Genomic DNA, 23,627 nt, shown 5'->3' on the forward strand with positions numbered 1-23,627 from the left:
AATATTTCACTTTTGGATATCGAGTTGTAAAATTAGATTTTTAGATCATCAGATTTTTAGAAATTTAATGATCGGGATTGCAAATTCGGAATTGATTTTTGAAATTTGGATTTTGAAATTTGGATTTTGGATTTTGGATTTTGTGATTTGGATTTTGGAATTTAAAAATTTGGATTTTGGAATTTTCACAAAAAGTACTGAAGCAACCACTTCAGTACTTTTTTGCTTTAAAGGGATTATCTTTGCAGCACCAAAATGTAACCAATGTCATCACACCACATCGTTAGAGACGACCAGGAACCTGCTTTAATAATTGCAAACGGCGCTGCGTGCAGTATGGAACTTATGGGTCAGCTGCTGGAATGGTCGCCACTGGTTATCGTGCTCGATAGTGCCATACAGCGCGTTATAGACCTCGGCATAAAGGTAGATGTGCTGTTGGGCGACTTTGACCGTGGTTTTGACCCTGAGTATTACCGCAGCCTGCAATACCCGCTGGAAATAGTGCACACGCCCGACCAGAATAAAACCGACCTGGAAAAGGCTTTTGACTATCTTATAGAACGTAAATTTCCCGCTGTAAACGTTATATGGGCCACCGGCCGCCGTGCCGATCATACCATTACCAACATTACCAACATAGTGCGCTTTAGTAAGCAGCTTAAAATTGTAATGTTAGATGATAACTCCAAGATATTTCAACTACCCAAAAAATACGAAAAGTGGTACCCTGCCGCCACCCCCATCTCGCTTATTCCTGTGGGCAAGGTTTCGGGTATAAACTCATCCAACCTAAAATACGAGCTTGATAACGATGAGCTTACCATAGGCTACCGCACCGGCAGCAGTAACGAGGTACTTACAGATGGCATGGTGGTTATAAAGCATAAAGAAGGCGACTTGTTGATGATGGAATGCTTTGATTAATTCTGTTTATTGGTTGATGGTTGCCGGACTGAATACCCCCAACGTATAATCTAAGAAATACCGGAATATCCCCGTCAACGTCTCCCCTCTCCTTCGGAGAGGGGTTGGGGGTGAGGACTATTCTGTTAGTAGTCCTACATCGTACTGGCAAAATATCAAATTCTCAATAGCAGGCTTCAAATTCTAAGCTAATACAGGCAAATCTATAAAAAATGGATTCCTAATTACAAATTCCCTATACTTTTACTGCATCAAATCATCTCTATAATGAAAAAGATACTTTACTCAATGCTATTGCTTGGCTGCAGCTATGTTCAGGCACAAACATTTAGCTGGGTTAAAACACCGCCCATAGATATAGAATTTAATACCGACTATATGGGCTATTGTAATGCCGTTGATGCGCAGGGAAATATATATTTTGCCGGGCTTAAAGACAACGCTGTACCGCTTAATGAGCTTTTGGGCAACGTATACTATCAAAAATACGACAGTAACGGCAATGAGTTGTTTAGCAAGGTAATAACAGGAGATGCATCGGCATATGCCATGACAATAGATGCTAATAATAACGTGATTGTGAGTTTTGGCTTTTATGATAGTATTACCATTGACGATCATACCGAGGTGGGCGACCCCCAGGAGGTTGCCGATATGCGTTTTTTGTTGGTTAAATTTGATGAAAACGGCACCATGTTATGGAGCCACAGGTTGCATACCGATGAAGAGTACCCGTACGTCTCAGACGCTCGCGGCCTTACCACCGATGCTAACGGCAGTATTTATGTGGCGTATGATAATTACAATAACAGCTATATATCAAAATACGCGCCCGATGGCGTTAAAGCCTCTACCATTGTGCAGCAAAATGTTGCAAGGGTAACATCGGTTAGTGTAGATACCGATGGTAACATATACGCAGCCGGCGCGTGTGCAAGTCCGCAGTCGGTTTTTGGCAACACGCCGGCCCAAATGATAAACGACTACAATATTTATGTGGTAAAATACTCCGCTGCCGGCCAAATGCAATGGTTAAAAAATAATTTAGATATTACCTGCCCGGATCCTAAAGTGGTGGCATACTCGCCAGATGAGGTGTATTTTTGCTCATACCTTTTTGGTACTTACCCGTTTGACGACATCGTTCCGGAAGGCCCGCTTACCTTTGGCGAAGACTTTTTTATTGCAAAGCTAAACGGGCAGGGCCAGTATCAATGGGTTCAGGAAGTACCCGGCGCTGGCGGTGCTGCAATGGGCAGGCGCAACACTTTAAGCCTTGACGCAAACGGCAACATTTACATGGCTGGCTATACAACAGGTACCGTGCAATGGACCAGCCAAATAACCACCACAGTAACCATTGCGGCGCGCGATGCGTTAGTGCTTAAATATAACCCACAAGGACAACTACTCGCAGCCATAACAGCCGGTGGCGAAGGCTACAACCGTGCCGATGCTGTTGCAATAAACGCCACAGGAGATGTTTACATGGCAGGTTTGGCAAACAGCACCGTAAATTTTGGCAACATTACTATTGAGGCCGGTACTTTTGATAACTACCCCTACTTGGCTAAAATTGCAGGAGAATCTTTAGGCGTTAGCAATCCTAAGGTTGTAGTGGCAGGGCTATACCCCAACCCTGCTAACGGCTATTTTTATATTAATGGATTAGAGGGCAGTACTAAAGGCAACATAACAAATACATTAGGCCAAAAAGTTGCCGACTTTAACGCTACTGCTAACGTACCTGTAAACATAGCCCACCTGCCACAGGGCACTTATTTTATACAAGCCGATGGCTTTGCTACAGCCAAGCTGATTAAAAATTAGACGTTCTTTACTTTTGTCCTGATAAAAAACCCCTTTAAGAAATTTCTTAAAGGGGTTTTTGTTAAGATTGCGTTGCAATATATTTATAGTACCTTAGAAGTGGAATTTAAGAATTTACAAAGTCGATAATGTCTTCGTTAAACCTGTTCTTATGGGTATAGAACAACCCGTGAGGCGCATCATCATACACATGGTATTTTGCATGCGGAACGCGTTTTACCGTTTCTTCAGATGAGGCATCAATAGGCACCGTTTCATCGGCCTTACCGTGAATTACAAGCAAGGGCACTTTAATGGCATCCACATCGTCCCTAAAATCGGTGGTAGACCACGCCTGCATGGCTTTTACTGTAGAATACCCTGCCGAACTTAATGCCAGCACGGCATCATGCTGCAACAGCTCTTCGCTTACCGGTTTGCTAAACAGGTGTACACCGTAGAATGTTTTTGCAAAACCGGCCAGGAATTTTGGCCTGTCGTCTTCAATTTGTTCTTTAATACCATCAAAAATTTCCTGTGGCAGCCCGGTTGGGTTGTCATCGGTTTTTAAAAGGAAAGGTGTAACGGCGCTTACAAGTACGGCTTTGGTAACGCGACCTGCGGTATTGTATTTAGAGAGGTAACGTGCAACCTCGCCCCCACCCATAGAAAAACCTACAAGGGTAACATTGGTAAGGTTAAGCTCTTCTAAAACAAGGCCTAAGTCCTGTGCAAAGGTATCATAGTCGTAACCCTCCCAAGGGCGTGATGAAAGGCCAAAGCCCCTTCTGTCGTAAGCTATTACGCGTATGTTATGTTTAGGGAACTCGTTTAGCTGGTATTCCCACATTTGATAGTTTAAAGGCCAGCCGTGTATAAGTACAACGGGTTTACCCCTGCCGATGTCCTGGTAAAATATATTTACTTCTTCTGAACTGCCGGAGAGGCTAACGGAGTTGGTGGTGATAAAAGGCATACTTGGTATTGTTTTGAATTAATAATTACATAAAATTACTAACCAAAAAAAAGAGCATACCAACGATTAAGAAATAATTGGCTGTTAATGAAAGGATAAAAGCAAAATTGAGGATTTACAGCGGGTTATGAATTGTGGGTTGTGGGTTATGAGTTTCGGGTTGGGAGTTGTGGGTTGGGAGTTGTGGGTTGGGAGTTCCAAGTCTCTGTTTGAAATTTGTTATTTGGAATTTGGAATTTGGAATTTGGAGCTTGTGATTTGAAATTCGTAATTCGTAATTTGAAATTCCCAATTCTAAACCACCCCCATTTTTTCCATAATAAAGGTGGCGCTTTTATTTTTACAGATGCCGTCGCGAAGTTTATAGTCAAAATACAATTCGTTGTCAATTATCTGAACTTCAAAACAGCGATTAACCAGTTTATCAGGGTATTGCAGGGCGGTTTCGCACACTTCAATATCGTGGGTGGCAATAGCACCCACAGCATTTAAGCCTACCATTTTTTTAATGACTTTAATGGTACCCATCTGCTTGTCGTCGCTGTTGGTTCCGCGCAGTATTTCATCAAGCAGCACAAAGGCAGTCCCGTTACCAAGCGCATCCATTATCTGGCGCAGGCGCTTAATTTCTGCAAAGAAATACGATTCAGAATCCGATAACGAATCTGACAATCGCATCGATACCAATACCGGCAAGGGGTGTACAACGGCTTCTGTAGCGCAAACAGGGGCACCTGCACCTGCAAGTACCATATTAATGCCCAAACTCCTTAAAAACGTACTTTTACCCGACATATTAGAGCCCGTAAGTATGGTAAACCCGGGGTTAAAAATAATATCATTACCCACCCTTACCTGCTTTTTAACAAGCGGGTGCGCCAGGTTTTTAAAGGCAATTGCTCCGTTACTATTAAGGGTTGGGAAGGTAAAATCAGGATTGTTGTAATAAAGGTTGCCCAGGCTGCCCAGCGCCTCGGCCTCGGCAATGGCATCCAGCCAAAGCGGTACGTTTTGGGCGTGTTGCTTCTTCCATTTTATAAGCGACCTATACACATGAAAATGAAACAAAAAGAACCCGTTTAACACCGCAGCCCCTAATATGTTGTTTACAATATCCATCTGGCCAAAAAGCTTTGCCAGCTTTTTTATGTGTAGGCTGGCTTTTTGGTCGTTGTAAAACAGGTTGGCTTTTAATGCTGCTAGTTTTTCACTTTCGAAACTTTCATTTTCAAGCTGCTCAATAATAAGGCTGTAACGGCGAATGATATCGTGAATCTCGGTGGTATCGCCTACTTCTTTTTTTATGATCTTTACATAGCCAAGTATAAAGATAAGGTTAAAGGCAATTAAGTAGCCTCCTACTGTTGTAAATGTATTGTCTCCGCTTATAAAATAGCCCAGCAAACATAGTACAATTACAACCGGCGATGCCACAGCGACAATTCCCGCTATTTTAGAAACATCCCCCGCTGCCCGTTGCAGCCAGTTAGTAAGCCTTTGGTATACGGCGGCACTGTCTTTATTATTGCGGCCCAGCGCCATAACCTCCTGCCTCCATTCGGGTTTGGCAGCCAGTTCTTTAATGGCATGCTGGTTTTTAAGTATTTCATCCTGGGGCGCTATATCATTTAGCATTGCTGCCAATTTTTGCTTGCCTTTGTAGGTTTCGGTACGGTTAAGGTTATGAAAGAGTGACCGCTGCCCAAAAACATCCAGATCGTGTGAATACGGGTGCTGAAAATTTACAAACTCCACGCCATCATCAAACGGAAGTGCTGTTCCGTTCAGGTAGGCTATTTCATTCTCATTTACTTTTACTAATGCTTCAGCACGCTCTTTTTGCTGCGATACTTTGGTATGCTTTTTCATAAGTACAGAAAATACAACAGCACAAATTGCCATACCCACAACAAATTGGCTGCTGTCATTGGCTGCAATGCTGTAATATCCTAAAATAAGGAAGATAACGGCCACAACCAGCCTTGCCATGCTTAACATATTGTATTTAGAGCGCTGCGCGGTAAGTTCCTGTAAGAAAATAGTTTTGCGGGTATTGTAAAATTCCATAGTTTTTGCTAAACGGCAAATATAGATAATAAAAAATCCCGCCGGGGCGGGATGGTGTTCTAATCTTCGTGAAAAACCAGCAAAGGCACTTTACTGTGGTACGCCATTTTTTTAGTAAGGCTACGGTGAAAAAGGCTCTCAAAAAAGCCTCTCTTGTGCGTGCGCATTACTAAAAGGTCGGCGTGCTGGTTCTCAATAAAATCCAGTATGGTTTGCTCTATATGGTCGCCATCAATATTAAAAAAGTCAATATCCTCGTCGCGGTAGTATATCTTCCACTCGTTAATACGCTCATCAATATCTTCTGGGTCATCGTCGTTTTTTATATACAGGCAGGAAAGCCTTGCTTTAAACTTAGTGGCAATATTTAACGCATTGCGAAGGGCATCATTATCTTTATCCCTGTACTGCGTGGTAAAGGCTATATTTTTTATGGGGCTGTACGTAGCTTCAGCAGGAATGCCCAATACAGGCACTTTTGCATTGGTAATAACCGATGCCGTGGTAGATCCTAAAAATGTTTCTTTAAGGCCGCTCGCTCCTTTAGTACCCATTACAACAAAATCTACCCCTTCCTCTTCACAAACCTTGTTAATGTTATACACCAGGTCGCCATACAACAGCACGTTACGCACCTTTATATGGCCCATGTTAAGCTCTTCGGCAATTTTATGCAGGCCGGGCAACTCTTCCCTAAAGCTTTCAAACTGGTGCATCTCTACAATATCAAAAATCTCAAGCGTGCTTTCCGGCAGGGGCTGCGACTCTACAATGGGCAGGTCGTATACGTGTAGTATAAGCAATTCAGAATCAAACTGATTGGCAAAGTTTAGCGCATATATAAAAGCATTGCGCGCGGTATCAGAAAAATCAGTTGGAAAAAGTATCTTTTTCATGTTGTGTACCATTGGTTGTTGTGTTAAAGATACTTAAAATCATGTATTTTTCCTACGTTTTATGTAATGCTTAACAGTATAATAATGAGTTTTCAGTCGCAGTCACAGTTAGCAGTTTGCTACCTGGCTATAAGTTTCAACAATTAATGCCTCTGAAAACTGCGACTGCGACTGAAAACTAAAACACTATCTTTGCAGCAACGAAAGGATTACAGAAAATGATTTCACAAGATACCATAGTAGCGCTTGCCACGGCTTCGGGTGCGGGTGCTATTGCCATATTACGAATTTCCGGCGCCGATGCCATTACCATTGCAGCAAGTGTGTTCCAGTCGGTTTCCGGTAAAGATATTACCCGTCAAAAATCGCACACCCTGCATTTAGGCCACATACAGGACGATACCAAAATATACGACCAGGTATTACTGTCGCTCTTTAAAGGGCCTAACTCATACACCGGCGAAAATACCGTAGAAATTTCCTGCCACGGATCGGTTTACATACAGCAGCAAATAATTCAGCTCCTGCTGAGAAAAGGCTGCCGTATGGCTAATGCGGGCGAATTTACCCTGCGTGCTTTCCTTAACGGAAAGTTAGATTTAAGCCAGGCGGAGGCTGTTGCCGATCTTATTGCCAGCGATAATGAGGCCAGTCACCAGATTGCTATGCAACAAATGCGTGGCGGCTTTAGTAACGAGATTGCCCGACTGCGTGAGGAATTACTAAACTTTGCATCGCTTATAGAGCTGGAACTTGATTTTGCCGAAGAAGATGTGGAGTTTGCCGACCGTACCCAGTTTTTTGAACTGCTGTCGCGTATTGAGTTTGTGCTTAAGCGCCTTATAGATTCTTTTGCGGTAGGTAACGTGATTAAAAACGGTATACCCGTGGCTATTGTGGGCGAACCCAATGTGGGTAAATCTACATTGCTAAATGCCCTTTTAAACGAAGAACGCGCCATTGTTAGTGATATTGCCGGTACTACCCGCGATACTATAGAAGATGAGCTGGTTATAAGCGGTATAGGCTTCAGGTTTATAGATACTGCCGGTATTCGCGAAACAGAAGATGTTGTTGAGAGCATTGGCATCCGCAAAACGTTTGAAAAAATAGAACAGGCACAGGTGGTGGTGTATTTGTTTGATGCCTCGCAGTTTGCTGTTGAAGGATCGGGCATTAGGGTTGAGATCGAGAAGATCAAAAACCAGTTTCCGCTTAAACCGCTGTTGATTATTGGCAACAAAGCCGATAAGCTTACCGATGCTCAAAAAGCTCAGGCGGTTAATGATATTCCGCAGCTGCTGTTAGTATCTGCCAAAGAAAATAGTGGTGTAGAAGACCTTAAGGAAAAACTGCTGTCTTTTGTAAACACCGGTGCCCTGCGCAATAACGAAACTATTGTTACCAATACCCGCCATTACGACTCGCTTATTAAAGCGTTGGAAGAAATACAAAAGGTACAGTTTGGCATGCGCTCCGGCATCTCAGCCGATTTGTTAGCTATTGATATCCGCCAGGCTTTGTACCATTTTGGGGAAATCACGGGCAGCGTTAGTAACGACGAATTGCTGGGTAATATCTTTGCTAACTTCTGTATCGGTAAATAGAGGGCACAAAACATCACAAGATAAAACAAAGAAACCCAATTAAAATGTTATAAAATAGCACTTTAACTGGGTTTCTCTTTTCTGTTTATTTAGCTTTATTTACAGTGACTAGTCCTAAAATAGGTTGACTATTTTAGGACTAGTCATTCATTAAATCCTATATTAGCTTACGCTAAAAGATCGTTTATGCCAAAGGCTGTTAAAACTTTTGCATACTCAGAGGCTACGGCGTTGTTAGCCGCCTCAACAATTTTTCCTGTGGCAGGGTCAACAACCGTCCTCAATGGCCTTTGCCCTTTAGGTAAATTAATCAGTTTTACTACCGCATCTGCAACATCCTGCGGGTCTGGTTTTACTGTTTCAAATATTTGGCCTATAGCCGCAAACATTTTATTTGGAACATCTTCTATAGCTTTATAACCGTCTATAACCGATGTGTCAGAACCCGTCTGGATTTTCTGCGACATTTCGGTAGGAAAGGCACCCGGCTGAACAATGGTTACATCAACCCCCAGCGGGCGCACTTCATAATGCAACCCCTCGCTTAAACCTTCCAGGGCAAACTTTGAAGCACCATACACTACCGAGAACGGGGCTGAGAACCTGCCCCACCCGCTCGATACATTAATAATTAAACCTTCCGACTGTTTACGCATAAACGGCAACACCAGTTTCATTAGTCGCCAGGGGGCAAAAACATTAATATCAAACATGCGCTGCACATCATCGGTAGTAGAACTTTCTGCCACCCCAAATACCGCTGCACCTGCGTTATTTACTAACACATCTATTGCTCCCTCTTTCGCTATGATCGTGTCAATAGCATTTTTTACACTCGTTTCATCAGTTAACGATACTTCTAAAACGGTTATGTTTTCTACCTGGGCCAGGGCTTTTGCTTTATCGGCATTTTTCCCCTCCGTATCTCTCATGGTAGCATAAACTTTGTGGCCCAAAGCCGCGATACTATTGGCTGTTAGCCATCCAAACCCACTATTTGTTCCTGTAATTAATACAACTTTTTTGCTCATATCATTGTTCTTTAAATAATAATACAAAGGTTAGCATCTAAAATAAGAAAATATTTACCAAATGGTAAAAAGTAAATTACCGGATGTTTTTTCTAATCCTGCTTAGCGATTGTTGCGTAATGCCCAGATACGAAGCGATGTGCGAAAGCGGGATGCGATTAACAAGGCCGGGAAAATGCTCAATAAACGATAAGTAACGCGTGGTGGCATCTTCTGAAACCAGCGGGCTCCTTCTTTCTATTGTTTTAAGCAGGCAATTTTTTAAAATCAGTCCGGTAATTGCATCCCAGCCAACAATGGTATTACCTATATCATCCCAATCTTTCTTAGAAAAAACAAGCAATTTACAGTCGGTAACTGCCTGTATGTATTCAGATGCCACTACCTGTGCCTCAAACTTTTGCTGGTCTGAAACAAAATTGTTCTCATCAATAAAATGATGGGTAATTTCCTGTCCTTTATTATTGTAATAGCAAAAACGAACAACACCTTCAAGAAGAAATCCTACCTGCCTGGGTATCTTTCCGGCTTCCGAAAAATATTCATCCTTATGGAGTTCGATAGTTTTTGCCTTGCTCATAATAAGGTCCGTCTGTTGGGTATTCAGATTCCCAAACTGCAATATGTAGTCAATAAACGCTTTCATACCTGAAAGATACTATTTATTGAAAGCATTTTATTTACCATTTGGTAAATAATAATTTTGGGCTTTCATTTATATTAGATCAAAATAAAAGCCCAAAACCAGTACTTAGTTTTGGGCTTTTATCCACTTAATACGGTAGCTTTATTTTTATTTAGGCACACCGGAAAAAGGTTTTTTCTGTTTATCCTCTTTAGGAATTTTATTAACCGTAGCTGCTATTAGAAAAAATACTGCAATAACCGAAATTGCAAGAATCACGAAGGTATTAACTAATGGATTCATAATGTAAGAGATTTATAATCAAATATATGAAATACAAATCAAATTCACTATATCGTTTTAGTTAATTATAGTCTTTGGCTACTTAATACGATGGTTGGGGAAATCCTGCACCCTTTCGCAGCACACCTGTTCCATAACCTGTTGCAGTTGTATTTTTAGCATAGAAATGGCGTGGCTGCCGCCTTCTTTGCCTAAGGCAGCTACACTATACATAAACGTCCTGCCCAGAAAGCTAAAGTCTGCACCACAAGCCAATGTCCGTGCCACATCTACCCCGGAGCGGATACCGCTATCCATCATGATCTTTATTTGGTCTTTATACTTTTCTACTATAGGATGCATAGAACTTATGGCGCTTTGCCCGGCATCAAGCTGCCTGCCCCCGTGGTTGGAAACAATTACACCATCAAAACCAAGCCTAATGGCCATTTCTACATCTTCGTTACTCGCAACACCTTTTAAAACCAGCTTGCCCTTCCATATATCGCGTATGGGCGCTATACGCTCCTCGTTTACCCTGCCAGAAAAGGTACGGTTCATAAACTGCCCCAATTGCGCCATGTTTAAATCTTTAGGCATGTAAGGCTTAAGAGTTTCAAAAGCGGGTTGCCCATGCATAAGTGTTTTAATTGCCCACTCCGGCCTGCCAAGTATTTGCATGATATTTCTCAACGTCATCCTTGGTGGCATGGCAAGCCCGTTACGAATATCGCGTGGCCTAAAGCCGAACGTAGGTACATCGCACAAAACCACCAATACAGGGTATTGTGCCGCCTCTGCACGCTTTATAATGCTATCCCTAACTTCAGTTTCGGCAGGATGGTACAACTGGTACCAGGCATGGCCTTGGGTAATTTCGCTTATGCGCTCAATACTGGCGGTAGTAACGGTGCTTAATATAAACGGAATATTATGCTCGAATGCCGCCTTTGCCAAAATTTCCGGGGCATTGGGCCACATAAGCCCCTGCAAGCCAACAGGCGATATGCCAAACGGAGCATCATAGGTATGCCCAAACAACTCAGTCTTCATTTCCGACTTGGTATGTTTAGACAGATAATACGGCTTTAATTCAATATCCCGAATTTCGGCTGTATTCTTAATAAGGTTTACATCTTCATTGCACCCACCATCTAAATATTCAAAAGCAAACCGCGGTATCTTGCGCTTTGCCTGTTTTATAAGGTCTTCTACCGATGGATAGTTGCTATTGTATTTTAACTGCATTGTAAATTATTTAAACGTCGAAAAATAACGGCACGAGCTTTTTCATGCGGTAGTTTTCTTTAAGGAATTTAGAGGTAACCTGCTTGTCTGATATTACCATGGCCGCACCAAGCGCAGAACCCAGTGGAGATTGTGTAGACAATACTTTAAAATTACTAAAATGATGCGACATTAATTTCATAAACACATCATTATCGGTAAAGCCTCCATCTATATAAATAGTCTTGATCTCGCTGTTGCCGATGGCGTTGCTAATAGTATCTATCTGTAACTCCATGAGCTCTATCATTAGCTGATGGTATGCTTCTTCAAAGGTATCAAAAGGCTCCAACTCTGTTTCTTTAGGCAGGCGCTGTAACGATATGCCTTCAAATTTAAAGTATACTTTAGGCTTTTCTATAAGGCGCAGGTAAATATCCTGGTTAAAGGCAACGTTGCGGTGGTAGCCATAATCTTTTTTATAATATTCGGTAAGTTTTTCTACCTGAAGGCGGTACTCATTACCCATAAAAAAACGTGATGCCTTTACCCTTTTGCCATCAATTCGCAGATAGTTAAGGCAGTTGTTTTCTATATCTTCGGTACTTAAACTTTCTGAATTGTACGGGTTAAGTGCAATGCTCCACGTACCCGTACTAAGCAACAGGAAAGGTTTTTTCTTGCTCAAAATATAAGGCAGCAATGCCGAGGAACTGTCGTGTATGCCCACACCTATTTTTATTTTCCTGTCTTTGTACGTTGTATTAATACTCGCCGATGTAGGTACAATAGGCGGTAATATCTTGTCTATGCCCTCGGCATGCACCCAACTGTGATAATCTTCGGCATCATAGTCCCATAAGTTGGTATGGCAGCCTATGCTGGTGTATTCACTAACAGGTATCCCTGTAAATAAATAACTAAGGTACTGCGGCAAATGCAGGCTGTATTTAATGCGTGAAAAAATTTCGGGCTTGGTATATTTTAACCAATACAATTGCATGCCTGAATTTAGCATACCCGATTGTGGCGATGCCGTTTGGGCTGCAATAGTAAGTGAGTCGCCGTATCGTTTATAAAATTCATCGGTAACAAAATCCGGTATGTCCTTAGTATAATTATACAGAGGTGTAAGTGCCTTGCCTTTATAATCTAAATGCACCAGGCTGGCACCGTAAGATGAAAAGTTAAGTGTTTTAACATCATACTCCTGATTATCAAGAACGCCGTCAAAAGTATTTTTCATCCACTCGCGCAATGCCTCCAGGTCTTCGGTTTCAAAGCCATCTTCATCCACAGTAAGCGGGAGGTTTACATATTCCCTATGTACCTCATTATAATCGTCATCAAAAAGAAAAAACTTTTTGTTGGTCTTACCTATATCAAATACGGCATTCACTTTAATCATAGCTTATAGTCCTGTAGCTTTAGATGTTGTACCACGCTCTTTTATAAGTTCTTCGCGCACCAAAAGTTTCCTGTAGGCCGCAAGCGGATCTATAACGCCACCTGCGCTTAGCCTCGCCGCTTTTAGTATGGCCCTCACATCGGTACGATACGCATCCTGAAGTATCTCCTGGCATTGCACCACATCGTTTTCCTGCTGTGCAATCCTCAACGCTTTCTGGTCTACCAGCAGCGCCTGTGTATAGGCAATCAGGATAGCCTCCAACGACTGTATAAGGTCTTCTAAAGGGTCTTTAGTGTTATGGCTTGCATCTATCATCCACGCAAGGTCCGGGTTGTTATGGTTGTTCTCCATACCGTAAACCAGCTCATTAAAGATAAGGAACAAAGCATACGGTTTTATAGCGCCCACAGTAACATCGTCATCGCCATATTTACTGTCGTTAAAGTGGAAGCCTCCCAGCTTGCCCTTCATCATCAGCGTAGCTACAATTTGCTCTATATTAGTGTTAGGCAGGTGATGCCCAAGGTCTACCAATGTATAAGCCCTCTCACCACAAGCATTTGCCAGCATGAACGATGTGCCCCAGTCCTGGATAACCGTGCTGTAAAAAGCAGGTTCGTAAGGCTTGTATTCTATAAACAGTTTCCAATCCTGTGGCATGCCGGCGTAGATAGATTTAAGGCTGTTCTCGGTATGGCGCAACGCGGTTTGAAAGTTACGCTGCCCGGGGAAGTTAGCCCCATCAGCCAGCCATACGGTAAGGCTTTTAGAGCCTAACTGCTCGCCTATTTTTATAACATCAAGGTTATGCTGAATGGCATATTCCCTTGACGCATCTACATGGCTGCTTAGTGAGCCAAATTTATAACTCTCTGTAGCGCCGGGCTGGTCCTGAAAGGTATTGGAGTTCATGGCATCAAAAATAATCCCGTGCCCCTGTGCTACTTCTTTAATCGTTTTATAATCCTGTGGGATATCCCACGGAATGTGCAACGATACCGCCCCAGCGGACTGCGTAAGGGCATGCAGCAGGCCTATATCGTCAAGCTTTTGCTCTAACGATGCCGGTTCGCCACCATAAGAAAATCGCCCGAAACGGGTTCCCCCTGCGCCTAATGCCCAGCTGGGTATGGCAACCTGAAAATCGGCCACTTTTTTAATAACCTCATCAAGGCTTATACTATTGCGGCTTAATTTAGTATCCAAAAGGTTTAACTCTTCCTGATATGAATTATCCTGTGTTTTATTTAAATCAGCAATATGCTGTGCGGTAATCTTCATAGTGTTTAATTTAAAGCTTGTTAACGTACAAAGGCATTGGCCATGCCGCCATCTACATTAATAGTGTTTCCGGTACTTTTGTTGAGTATTGCAACACAGGCAAAAACGCCGTTTGCAATATCATCCGGGTAAATAATTTCGTTAAGCAGGTTGCGCTTGGCATAATGCTTAGGCAACTCCTCTACCGTTATACCATAGGCTTTGGCGCGGCCTTCGGCCCACTCGCCTTCCCATATTTTACTGCCCACAATAACACCATCAGGGTTTACTGTGTTAACACGTATCTTATCGGTGGCAAGTTCTGCGGCAAGCAGTCGCGTCATGTGCTGTTGGGCTGCTTTTGCAGTACCATAGCCCACATTGTTAGGCCCTGCTACAAGACCGTTCTTACTGGCAATATTTACAATATCGCCGCCAAGGCCCTGTTTTCTCATAATAGCAACTCCCTGCTGCGCCATAAGGAACTGCCCTTTTACCAATACGTTTTGAAGGATGTCCCAGTCTTTTAACGTGGTATCTTCTAACGATTTAGAAATAGCAAGCCCGGCTGAATGTACAATAATATCTACACCGCCAAAAGCAAGCGAAGCTTTTTTATAAGCCTCTGCAATAGCATTGGCATCGGTAACATCGCACACTACGGTTTCGGCCTGGTCTTTTTTATAGGTTTTAAGTGCTGTATCCAAAGCTTCTGCACTCAGGTCGGTAAGTACTACAACGGCACCTTCGGCAACCAGTTTATCGGCAATAGCCTTACCAATACCGCCACCGGCACCGGTAACAATGGCTACCTTGCGCGAAAGTGGTTTTTCGGCCGGCATACGTTGCAATTTAGCCTCTTCAAGCAGCCAGTATTCTATATCAAAAGCTTCCTGCCTTGGTAACGATGTATACGATGTTATCGCCTCGGCACCGCGCATTACATTAATGGCGTTTATGTAAAACTCACTGGCAACGCGGGTGGTTTGCTTATCTTTTGCAAAACTGAACATACCCACACCCGGATAAATAATGATAACCGGATTAGGGTCTCTCATAGCTGGGCTGTTAGGGTGCTTACAGTTTTCATAATACTGCTTGTATTCTTCGCGGTACTGTGCAAAAGCCGGTTTCAGTTTTTCCAGAATTGCAGCAGTATCGTCTATATTTTCATCCACAGGTAAATTTAAAACCAGTGGCTGTATCTTGGTGCGTAAAAAGTGATCCGGGCACGAAGTCCCCATTGGGGCAAGTCGCTCCAGGTCGTTACTATTAATGTATTCCATTACCACATCGCTGTCGGTAAAATGGCCAATCATCCTGTTTTCGCTTGATGCAAGCCCACGTAACAAAGGCATTATGGCCGCAGCTTTTTCAAGGCGCTGTTCGTGCGGAAGCCCCTCAATCTTAGCCCCGCCAAAAACACTGCCTTTCTGGGCAATTTTTTTAGCAATATATTTAGAAGCCATCTCTATAACCTCTAAACTGTTGATGTAGCATTCGTATGATGTATCGCCCCAGGTAAACAAGCCGTGGCTACCTAATATAATACCCCTTATGCCGGGATTATCGGCAAGGCATTTTTCCAGCTGAAGGCCCAAATCAAACCCCGGACGCTGCCATGGCACCCAACCCATAGTATCGCCCCAAATTTCTTTAGTTACCTGTTCGCTGTCTTTAGCGGCAGCAACGGCAATAAGTGCATCGGGGTGCAGGTGGTCTATATGTTTAAAGGGTAGTAATCCGTGTAGTGGCGTATCTATAGAGGGTGCTTTACTGTTAAGGTCGTAAATACAATGGTCAAAAAGGCCTACCATGCGGTCTTCATCAGCAAGGCCGCCGTATACATTTTTAAGGTCGCGCAGCCTGCCGGTGTAGAGGCCTGCAATGCCGCTGCGGGTAAGGGTGCCAATATCGCCCCCAGATCCTTTTACCCACATTACCTCAACCTCTTCATTAGTAAGAGGGTCTTTTTCTATTGTTTTGCAGGATGTGTTGCCACCTCCATAATTTGTTATCCTAAGATCGGCACCTAAAATATTTGAACGGTACAGGAACAAGGCCACCTGGTCATCGCCAAGCTGTGCCGCTTTTTGCTCATCCCACAAATAATCTACATATTGAAAGGTCTTTTCCATTATATATTACAATGATTTGATTGAATTTATATTTATTACTCATCCAAAAGTACCTCTATTGCATTAGTAAGGTATCCTGTACTGTACAGCCTGAGACTAATATTTTTGATGCAATTTGGTAAACAATCTATTTTAATTGAGGCATGCCTTTAAGGCAGATAAAAGACCTCTTTAAGCGGCGTGCTTACCGGCGAATTATCTGCGTTGCTTTGCATGATGTCCTTCATATACGCCCACCATTTTTGCATGACCGGATGCGAGGGCAAGTCATCAAATTTTGACCGGTCGCTTATAAGCAGTGTGCCAAACAACGCATTTGTAGATTCATCTAAAAAAATAGAATAATCACTTACACCTGTTTGCTTCAGCAAGTTTTCAAGCTCCGGCCACAACTCATCATGGCGTTTTTTATATTCGGCTTCAAAGCCTTTATGCAATTGCATTTTAAATGCTAATCGTTTCATTTTTCTCTTGATTAATGTTTGAATTTTCAGAGTATATAATGTCTGACAACTGTCAACCGGCAACCAACAACTAATAACGGCAACCTATTTCAACGAGTTACCGTAACCTACCACTAATACCGATAGTAGAATTGCAAGTATACCCAATGAAATTGTTGCAACGGTTTTACTGTTTACACCTTTCCATTCTTTTAAGATAACACCCCAAAGATTGGCTATAAAAATTATAAAGGCCATGTGAAGTATCCACGAGCTTGGGCCGTTACCCATGCGGCTCTCTCCCATTCCGTAAAAAAAGAATTGTAAAAACCAGGTAGTACCTGCCAGAGCACAAAAAATTATATTGGATAGCACAGGCACGTTAGGCTTGGTATAATCGCTTAGTGTTTTATTTTTTATAGCGAGGAATAAGCAGCCTATTAAATTGCTTAGGAGTCCGCCCCAAAGCACCACCACATAGGTTACATTATTTTGAAACAGGAATTCTCCCTGACCTGGGTTAGCAGCCTTCCAAACTTCGTTAGCGATATCAGCCATTGGCTTGCCCGCTTCCAGCCCAAAGTTAAAACAGGCGCTCAGTACGCCGGAAATGATTGAAACAGTTAGCCCTAAGGCGAATTTATATTCGGTTTTAACCACAACCCCGTGCGGATCTGTACCTGCTGCACTTAACTGCCTTTCCTTCATTACTCCGGCCTTACCACATATAGCAATACCTATTACGCATATCAATAAGCCCAGTAATACCATTTGGCCCCATGCAGAAGATACAATGGCTCCTATACCGTCTTTACCCGCCTGCGGATAAAATTCGTAATAAACCGAGGGTAGCAACGAGCCAAAAACCATACATAGGCCGAGTATAACACTACTGCCAAGAGCAACACCGAGATAGCGTACCCCAAGGCCATAGGTAAAGCCACCTACGCCCCATAGCAGGCCGAATATAAATGCCAGCGTAATTACGGCCGAATCAGCCCCGGCTATGATGCTCCAGAAATCAGGAATAGTTAGCCATGCCGCTAACGGGGGAACGATAAGCCATGAAAAAATACCTCCTATAAGCCAGTAGGTTTCCCATGCCCAGCCTTTTACTTTTTTAAACGGAATATAAAAACTTCCGGAAGCAAAGCCCCCGATGAAGTGAAAAATAACACCAAAGATAGCGCCCATAAAAATATGTTCTTTACTAATTATACCTTGTACAGGTAACACTTGTTAAAAGTGTGAAAATAGCTATATTAAAAACAAGCACCGTCATGTAGTGTCATGTAAAATTATAGTATCAAAAAATTTAATTAATTATAATTTCACTTAGTGCAATTTTATAAAACTTATATCTAAATAATCTTATTTAAGCTTGTAAACCTCGCTACCCGCAAGCAACAGGCAACCCAGGCCATAATCTTCAAAATCGGGCTCTTTGGATACCGATAGCGGCATACCATCTTTAGGCTCTTTACCGGTACCCTGCACCCAACCTAAAAAGCCATTGGGCTGTACACAATCTTGAGTAATCCCGCTCCATGCTTTAAGCAGTACGGGCAGGTAGGTTTTACGGTCTATAATCCCGTTATTAATACCATAAGCCATACCGTAAACAAATAGTGCACTACCCGTCATTTCTTTGCCTCCAAAATGATCCGGGTCATGCAGGCTTGCATTCCACAAGCCATCGGTACGCTGGATAGCAGGTAAAGCCGAAAGCAAATCCTTATAATCCTGTAGGTATTCGGCATAATGCGGGTTGGATTTCGGGGTTATATCCAGCGTGCGAACCAGCGCGGCAACTACCCAGCCATCGCCACGGCTCCAATAGCAATCTTCTCCGTTAGGTTCTTTATAGGGAGGCACAAAATCTTTATCCCTCCACCAAAGTTTATCTGCAGCGTTGTACAACCCGTTGCCGCCATGTTTGTTTTTGGTAAATGCATACATTTCATAATTGCGTTCATAGTATTTAGGGTCGTTATACAGCCTGCCCAGTTTAGCATAAACCGGCATGCACATTTGCAACGCATCAATCCAGTCCCAGTCGTCTACCTTAGATGTTGCCATCATCCTGTCTATTGACTCTTTAATATCCTTAACTCTTTCCGGATGTTTTTTACCGTCTATTTCATACAGGTCGATGTAGGTTTGGCCAGCACAATGATTATCAGCATGCCTTGTTTCTACACCGCTGCGAAGCCCCCATTTATGCCTTTCGCCCCATAATACGGCATAATCGTAATATTCTTTTTTAGGCTCTACAGCATATAGCGCCATTAAGCCTTCATAGTACACGGCCCTTGTCCACAAATTGCTCGAACGCTCCTTGCCCCCACCAAAGGTTGGCGCACCCGGATCGGGCCATTTGTTTACAAAATAAGTATTGGCCCTGTGCATTACATCGAGCACGTCGGCTTTCGCCGGAATTTTTTGCCTGGTTTGTGCACAGCTTGTATTTACAAGCATGGTAACTATAATAAAGCTGAATAGTGATATGTACTTCATAATCAGTGGGAGTTTGTATTCTTATTTTTTAATATAATTTTTCAGTTTGCAGCTTGATGGCAATTGCTTTACACCTTGTACAACAATTTTCGCATTAAGTTTTGCACCTTCCCTGTTGGTGTGGGTATGATCTGTAGGAAAATAATTCTTTACTGCATTAGCGCCGGCTTTTTGATAATTTTTTATAACCAGGTCGTTTAGCGGAATAAAATAAGCGCCTGTTTCAGTAGCGATATCTTTAGCCCATGCAGCATATTTGTCTTTTTTAATGGTACCGTCGGTTTCAAAAGTATTTCTTGGTACAGGCGAGCAAATAATTGCAGTCGCTCCCTTAGCTTTGGTTTCATTTACATATTTGCGCATGTACCAACCATAGCTGTAAACAGTCTCTTTTACTTTTCGGATGGGATTAAAGATCTCAGTGCTGTCGTTACCCATACCGGGAATGGTTCCCCTTGCGCGTGAGGTATCATCAAGCGGGCCGCCATCGTTATGGCCAAACTGCATTATAACGTAATCGCCTTTTTTTAGGGTAGATAGTATTTTATCCCAGCGCCCGTCGGTTAGGAACGTACGGCTGCTGCGGCCGCCAATAGCATGGTTTTGCACATTGATTTTAAGGGTATCAAAATGGGTATTCATAAAACTGCCCCAGCCCCACAATGAGTCTGATCCCATGCCCGTACCGTTCTTAACTGTAGAATCGCCAATGATGTATAAGGTTGGCTTATCTGCCTGACGTGTAAAAGAAAAGCATAACACCGAAAACAATATCAATAATGAGATAGGAAAAAATTTAGTCTTCATGCGCTATTTTTTTTTAATAGTAATGTTAGGCTTTTGCTGTTGTGGCATGGTTTCATCCATATAAAAACTGGTATGGGGTGGCTGGTTATATGCTACGTTTTGCCATGCGATGCTTAACCTGTATTGCGGGTTATGCATTAGGGTATACAGCCTGTGATCGGTAGGGATATTAGTAGTAAAAATGCGGAGTTCTTTGTTATCGGTTGTCCTGTAGATGACCTCTTCGCGCCAGTCGCCAAAAATATCTGCCGATAGCACGGGGTTCATTTTGGTACCGTTATTACTAACGCAGTCAAAATCTTTAGTATCAAGCAGTACCGTTGTACTTTCGGTGGTATAATCCCATTTGTCTATAACCGTACCGTTAAGTAGTTCACTAAGCAGGTCGCCATCCCAATAGATCCCAAAATTACATGAAGGTGCTTTTTCTGATATCCTGTTACCTTTGGCATCATACATGCCCGACATCCCTGCATTTAGCGCCCAGCACTCAGAACCCGGATACCTTGGGTCGATATTAAGCGCAAGCCCACGGCCGGGACCCTGGCCTTTATCCACTTTAGTTAATGATGGTTTTTTCCAGAGTACTTCGCCCGTTGCGCCATCCCTAAAATGCATCCCGGCATCATCAAAGCGTTCCTGTATATCAAATATTTCAATGCCGGGGTGTGTAGGATCAAGGTCGCCTACATGCAGTGCATCGCCGTGGCCAAAACCAGTGCTGTTTAAGCCAGTACCATTATCATCAATGGTCATGGCTCCATAAACAATTTCGTCTTTGCCATCATTATCTACATCGGTAATAGAAAGGTTGTGATTGCCCTGACCCCTGTATTTCCTGTTTTCTTCAGAGCTATCCGAATCAAACAGCCAGCGCAGGCTCAGTTTTTTATTTTTGAAATCCCAGGCTGCAATAGCCGTTCGGGTGTAATAGCCCCTGCACATAATTAGGCTTGGCGTTTTACCATCAAGGTAGGCAGCAGCCGCAAGGTAACGGTCGCTGCGGTTGCCATTGCCATCGCCCCAAACTTCTTTAAGTTGTTCTTCAGTTGGGTCATCTGTCCCTGAATAACGTGGCACAGCATACTTTACTGTGTGTACCTCGGCACCTGTTAGGCCATCAAAAACAGTAAGGTACTCGGGTCCCGATAATATATGCCCCGTAGCATTTCGGTAATCTTTAGAGGCATCGCCTATAATTTTGCCTTTACCATCTTTTGTGCCGTCGGCGGTTTTCATGGCGACTTCGGCTTTACCATCGCCATCAAGATCGTATACAATAAACTGTGTGTAATGCGCCCCTTCGCGAATGTTTTTACCCAGATTAATCGTCCACATTAAAGTACCATCTAATTTATACGCCTGAAATATGGGTTCATCGGTAGGGCCGTCGTGGCTGTTATCGTGCGCCTTGCCGGTTTGGTGCAGCACGATTTCATATTCACCATCGCCATCAAGGTCGGCAACGGATGCATCATTTGGCGAATATCCCTCAGGGGTTTGTAACGGAACAGACAGGTAAGGAAGCTGGCCTTTTTTTAACGTAAATGAGCCATTGGCTGGCAACTCTTTTTTACCGGATAGCGCCTTTACCGAATACGTGTTTACCTGGTTTTTATCGGCAGTAGTATCTAAAAAATTAGTGCCTTTTGTAAGGGGCTTAGTGTTAAGTTTTACTTCTTTTCCATTTGTTTTTCGGTAAACATTAAAGGCAGTGTTACTGTCTTCGCTACCCAGCAGCCTCCAGCTTACAAATATACCCGAGCTGCTTGTGGTGGCGGCAACACCCCTGTTTAAATACTCCATTTGGGGTTGTGCCATAAGGCCATTACTTGCTGTAATGCAAAACAATATAAAACTCAGCAAATACCGAAAACGATTTAGTAAATTAGGTAAAGTTTGTGCCATTATGGTATAATTTTTAGTTAGATGTAATCAATAAAACTGTTGTTAGTACAAACGCGTTATAAAGAAACGCCCCGTTTCCACGGAATAAAATCGTCCTGATTGAGCAAAACTGCCTTAGGTGTTATTTCTCCGCTTGCGACTTTTATACAATATTCCAGTATCTCCTCTCCCATTAGCTCAATGCTTTTTTGCCCTTCAATTACAGGGCCGCAATCAATATCTATAATATCGCTCATGCGTTTTGTCAGGCTGCTGTTGGTAGATACCTTAATTACAGGGCAAACAGGGTTGCCTGTTGGCGTGCCCAGTCCGGTTGTGAACAATATTAATGTTGCGCCACTTGCAGCTTTACCGGTTGTGGCTTCTACATCATTACCCGGCGTACACACCAGGTTGAGGCCCGGTTTTGTAGCAGGCTCGGTATAATCCAATACAGCTACTACGGGCGATGTACCAGCCTTTTTTGCAGCACCGGCACTTTTTATAGCATCGGTTATTAAACCGTCTTTTATATTACCCGGTGAGGGATTCATAGAAAAACTCGACCCGGCATTGGTTACGATCCTGTCGTAACTTTTCATAAGGTGGATGAATTTCTCTGCCGTGGGTTGGTCTACCGATCGGTCTATAAGTTCCTGTTCCACTCCGCAAAGCTCAGGGAATTCGGCAAGCAATACTTGTCCGCCTAATGCTACCAACAAATCAGCGCAGTAGCCCACCGACGGATTTGCCGAAATACCGCTAAAACCATCACTGCCACCACATTTTACCCCAAGTGATAACTTGTTCAGCGGAGCCGGTTGGCGTTCCAGCTTATTGATCTCAACAAGTCCTCCAAATGTTTGGCGAATGGCATCGGCAATTAACTGTTCTTCACTTTGCGATTGCTGCTGCTCAAAAACAAATAGTGGTTTATTAAAGTTAGGGTTGTGTGCTTTAAGGTCGTCCATAAAGTCCTGCACCTGTAAGTTCTGGCAGCCAAGGCTCAGCACAGTTACCCCACCCACATTAGGATGGTCGGCATAAGCAGCCAGTAACTTACTCAGTACGGCCGCGTCCTGGCGGATACCACCACAGCCCCCCTGATGGTTAAGGAATTTTATACCATCAACATTTTTAAACGGCCTGTTTTGTATATTTAAAGATGGCGCAAGGCTTATGTTCTCTAAGGTTTCGCCATTGTTGTGCGCTTCCAGCAATTGGTGCGTGTATTGCTTGTATTTATCGGTAACAGCATAACCTAACTCATTATGCATTGCCTCGCGGATAACATCAAGGTTCCTGTTCTCGCAAAAAACCGTGGGGATAAACAGCCAGTAATTGGCCGTACCTACCCTGCCATCGGCACGATGATAACCGTTAAATGTCCTGCCATCAAATTTAGAAACATCAGGCGCATGCCATTCAAAATCAACCTCTCGGTAAGCGTAAGGCTCTGCAGCATGTTTAAGGTTTTCAGTGCTCATCCGGTTACCGGCTTTTACCGGTTGTTGTATTTTACCCACCAGTACGCCATACATAAATACTTCGTCTCCGGGCTGCATATCCTGCATGTAAAATTTATGCTTTGCGGGAATGTTTTCCTGCAAAACATAGGTATGCCCTTCAAACAAAATAGTATCGCCTTTGGCTAAATTAGCCAGTGCAACAATTACATTATCTTTACTGTGGATTTTTAATACGCTGTGTGCCATTA

The 23,627-nt window shown here is 43.0% G+C and carries 19 protein-coding genes; 3 read left to right on the forward strand and 16 right to left on the reverse strand.

Annotated features, from left to right (window positions below):
• Positions 1 to 264 precede the first annotated feature (264 nt).
• A complete protein-coding gene (locus FMM05_RS11835; protein ID WP_143373594.1) occupies positions 265 to 927 on the forward strand; it encodes a thiamine diphosphokinase in 663 nt (220 codons plus the stop codon).
• A 267-nt stretch (positions 928 to 1,194) separates the two neighbouring features.
• Positions 1,195 to 2,757, forward strand: a complete 1,563-nt coding sequence (locus FMM05_RS11840; protein WP_143373595.1) for a T9SS type A sorting domain-containing protein — start codon at positions 1,195 to 1,197, stop codon at positions 2,755 to 2,757.
• Between the two features lie 106 nt (positions 2,758 to 2,863).
• Here FMM05_RS11840 and FMM05_RS11845 read toward each other — a convergent pair whose 3' ends face one another.
• From FMM05_RS11845 to FMM05_RS11855, 3 genes are all read right to left on the reverse strand, one after another.
• Positions 2,864 to 3,712: an alpha/beta fold hydrolase gene (locus tag FMM05_RS11845; protein ID WP_143373596.1), complete on the reverse strand. Its 849-nt coding sequence runs from the start codon at positions 3,710 to 3,712 to the stop codon at positions 2,864 to 2,866.
• 294 nt (positions 3,713 to 4,006) lie between these two features.
• Positions 4,007 to 5,779 carry a MutS-related protein gene (locus tag FMM05_RS11850; protein ID WP_143373597.1) on the reverse strand — a complete coding sequence of 591 codons (1,773 nt, stop codon included), beginning with the start codon at positions 5,777 to 5,779 and terminating at the stop codon, positions 4,007 to 4,009.
• Positions 5,780 to 5,838: 59 nt separating this feature from the next.
• On the reverse strand, positions 5,839 to 6,675 hold the full coding sequence (locus tag FMM05_RS11855; RefSeq protein ID WP_185965577.1) for a universal stress protein: 837 nt from the start codon (positions 6,673 to 6,675) through the stop codon (positions 5,839 to 5,841).
• A gap of 218 nt (positions 6,676 to 6,893) precedes the next feature.
• On the opposite strand from FMM05_RS11855, the gene mnmE reads away from it, so the two are divergent.
• Positions 6,894 to 8,282, forward strand: a complete 1,389-nt coding sequence (gene mnmE, locus FMM05_RS11860) for a tRNA uridine-5-carboxymethylaminomethyl(34) synthesis GTPase MnmE (protein ID WP_143373599.1) — start codon at positions 6,894 to 6,896, stop codon at positions 8,280 to 8,282.
• Positions 8,283 to 8,449: 167 nt separating this feature from the next.
• Here the strand turns inward: mnmE and FMM05_RS11865 are convergent, their stop codons facing one another.
• The 13 genes from FMM05_RS11865 to FMM05_RS11920 form a co-directional block, all read right to left on the reverse strand.
• Positions 8,450 to 9,313, reverse strand: a complete 864-nt coding sequence (locus FMM05_RS11865; RefSeq protein ID WP_143373600.1) for an SDR family oxidoreductase — start codon at positions 9,311 to 9,313, stop codon at positions 8,450 to 8,452.
• Between the two features lie 76 nt (positions 9,314 to 9,389).
• On the reverse strand, positions 9,390 to 9,959 hold the full coding sequence (locus FMM05_RS11870; RefSeq protein ID WP_143373601.1) for a Crp/Fnr family transcriptional regulator: 570 nt from the start codon (positions 9,957 to 9,959) through the stop codon (positions 9,390 to 9,392).
• A gap of 147 nt (positions 9,960 to 10,106) precedes the next feature.
• Positions 10,107 to 10,241 (reverse strand): hypothetical protein, encoded by a 135-nt coding sequence (locus FMM05_RS21225; protein WP_262711233.1) that lies wholly within the window; start codon positions 10,239 to 10,241, stop codon positions 10,107 to 10,109.
• Between the two features lie 78 nt (positions 10,242 to 10,319).
• The gene (locus tag FMM05_RS11875) at positions 10,320 to 11,468 is read right to left on the reverse strand and encodes an alpha-hydroxy acid oxidase (protein WP_143373602.1); all 1,149 of its coding nucleotides are present in this window, start codon (positions 11,466 to 11,468) and stop codon (positions 10,320 to 10,322) included.
• A gap of 10 nt (positions 11,469 to 11,478) precedes the next feature.
• Positions 11,479 to 12,855, reverse strand: a complete 1,377-nt coding sequence (locus FMM05_RS11880; RefSeq protein ID WP_143373603.1) for an FGGY-family carbohydrate kinase — start codon at positions 12,853 to 12,855, stop codon at positions 11,479 to 11,481.
• A gap of 3 nt (positions 12,856 to 12,858) precedes the next feature.
• The gene (locus FMM05_RS11885) at positions 12,859 to 14,139 is read right to left on the reverse strand and encodes a sugar isomerase (RefSeq protein WP_143373604.1); all 1,281 of its coding nucleotides are present in this window, start codon (positions 14,137 to 14,139) and stop codon (positions 12,859 to 12,861) included.
• Positions 14,140 to 14,159: 20 nt separating this feature from the next.
• Positions 14,160 to 16,256 carry a bifunctional aldolase/short-chain dehydrogenase gene (locus FMM05_RS11890; RefSeq protein WP_143373605.1) on the reverse strand — a complete coding sequence of 699 codons (2,097 nt, stop codon included), beginning with the start codon at positions 16,254 to 16,256 and terminating at the stop codon, positions 14,160 to 14,162.
• A 149-nt stretch (positions 16,257 to 16,405) separates the two neighbouring features.
• Positions 16,406 to 16,720, reverse strand: a complete 315-nt coding sequence (rhaM, locus tag FMM05_RS11895) for an L-rhamnose mutarotase (RefSeq protein ID WP_143373606.1) — start codon at positions 16,718 to 16,720, stop codon at positions 16,406 to 16,408.
• A gap of 84 nt (positions 16,721 to 16,804) precedes the next feature.
• The gene (rhaT, locus tag FMM05_RS11900; RefSeq protein WP_143373607.1) at positions 16,805 to 17,893 is read right to left on the reverse strand and encodes an L-rhamnose/proton symporter RhaT; all 1,089 of its coding nucleotides are present in this window, start codon (positions 17,891 to 17,893) and stop codon (positions 16,805 to 16,807) included.
• Positions 17,894 to 18,070: 177 nt separating this feature from the next.
• A complete protein-coding gene (locus FMM05_RS11905) occupies positions 18,071 to 19,216 on the reverse strand; it encodes a glycoside hydrolase family 88/105 protein (RefSeq protein ID WP_143373608.1) in 1,146 nt (381 codons plus the stop codon).
• 21 nt (positions 19,217 to 19,237) lie between these two features.
• Entirely contained in the window at positions 19,238 to 20,023 is a 786-nt protein-coding gene (locus tag FMM05_RS11910; RefSeq protein WP_143373609.1) for a rhamnogalacturonan acetylesterase, read from the reverse strand.
• Positions 20,024 to 20,026: 3 nt separating this feature from the next.
• The gene (locus tag FMM05_RS11915) at positions 20,027 to 21,844 is read right to left on the reverse strand and encodes a rhamnogalacturonan lyase (protein WP_235894403.1); all 1,818 of its coding nucleotides are present in this window, start codon (positions 21,842 to 21,844) and stop codon (positions 20,027 to 20,029) included.
• Positions 21,845 to 21,987: 143 nt separating this feature from the next.
• Entirely contained in the window at positions 21,988 to 23,625 is a 1,638-nt protein-coding gene (locus FMM05_RS11920) for a UxaA family hydrolase (protein ID WP_143373610.1), read from the reverse strand.
• Positions 23,626 to 23,627 lie beyond the last annotated feature (2 nt).

The organism is Flavobacterium zepuense, assembly GCF_007097145.1.
In the GTDB taxonomy this organism is placed as follows: domain Bacteria; phylum Bacteroidota; class Bacteroidia; order Flavobacteriales; family Flavobacteriaceae; genus Flavobacterium; species Flavobacterium zepuense.

Excerpts from the sequence above, each read along its gene's own strand:
- FMM05_RS11910 (WP_143373609.1), bottom strand. The coding sequence starts at position 20,023 with ATGAAGACTAAATTTTTTCCTATCTCATTATTGATATTGTTTTCGGTG.
- FMM05_RS11870 (WP_143373601.1), bottom strand. The coding sequence starts at position 9,959 with ATGAAAGCGTTTATTGACTACATATTGCAGTTTGGGAATCTGAATACC.
- FMM05_RS11890 (WP_143373605.1), bottom strand. The coding sequence starts at position 16,256 with ATGGAAAAGACCTTTCAATATGTAGATTATTTGTGGGATGAGCAAAAA.
- FMM05_RS11915 (WP_235894403.1), bottom strand. The coding sequence starts at position 21,844 with ATGGCACAACCCCAAATGGAGTATTTAAACAGGGGTGTTGCCGCCACC.
- mnmE (WP_143373599.1), top strand. The coding sequence starts at position 6,894 with ATGATTTCACAAGATACCATAGTAGCGCTTGCCACGGCTTCGGGTGCG.
- FMM05_RS11850 (WP_143373597.1), bottom strand. The coding sequence starts at position 5,779 with ATGGAATTTTACAATACCCGCAAAACTATTTTCTTACAGGAACTTACC.
- FMM05_RS11880 (WP_143373603.1), bottom strand. The coding sequence starts at position 12,855 with ATGATTAAAGTGAATGCCGTATTTGATATAGGTAAGACCAACAAAAAG.
- FMM05_RS11855 (WP_185965577.1), bottom strand. The coding sequence starts at position 6,675 with ATGAAAAAGATACTTTTTCCAACTGATTTTTCTGATACCGCGCGCAAT.
- FMM05_RS11835 (WP_143373594.1), top strand. The coding sequence starts at position 265 with ATGTCATCACACCACATCGTTAGAGACGACCAGGAACCTGCTTTAATA.
- FMM05_RS11840 (WP_143373595.1), top strand. The coding sequence starts at position 1,195 with ATGAAAAAGATACTTTACTCAATGCTATTGCTTGGCTGCAGCTATGTT.
- FMM05_RS11920 (WP_143373610.1), bottom strand. The coding sequence starts at position 23,625 with ATGGCACACAGCGTATTAAAAATCCACAGTAAAGATAATGTAATTGTT.
- FMM05_RS11875 (WP_143373602.1), bottom strand. The coding sequence starts at position 11,468 with ATGCAGTTAAAATACAATAGCAACTATCCATCGGTAGAAGACCTTATA.
- FMM05_RS11885 (WP_143373604.1), bottom strand. The coding sequence starts at position 14,139 with ATGAAGATTACCGCACAGCATATTGCTGATTTAAATAAAACACAGGAT.
- rhaM (WP_143373606.1), bottom strand. The coding sequence starts at position 16,720 with ATGAAACGATTAGCATTTAAAATGCAATTGCATAAAGGCTTTGAAGCC.
- FMM05_RS11905 (WP_143373608.1), bottom strand. The coding sequence starts at position 19,216 with ATGAAGTACATATCACTATTCAGCTTTATTATAGTTACCATGCTTGTA.
- rhaT (WP_143373607.1), bottom strand. The coding sequence starts at position 17,893 with ATGGGCGCTATCTTTGGTGTTATTTTTCACTTCATCGGGGGCTTTGCT.
- FMM05_RS11845 (WP_143373596.1), bottom strand. The coding sequence starts at position 3,712 with ATGCCTTTTATCACCACCAACTCCGTTAGCCTCTCCGGCAGTTCAGAA.
- FMM05_RS21225 (WP_262711233.1), bottom strand. The coding sequence starts at position 10,241 with ATGAATCCATTAGTTAATACCTTCGTGATTCTTGCAATTTCGGTTATT.
- FMM05_RS11865 (WP_143373600.1), bottom strand. The coding sequence starts at position 9,313 with ATGAGCAAAAAAGTTGTATTAATTACAGGAACAAATAGTGGGTTTGGA.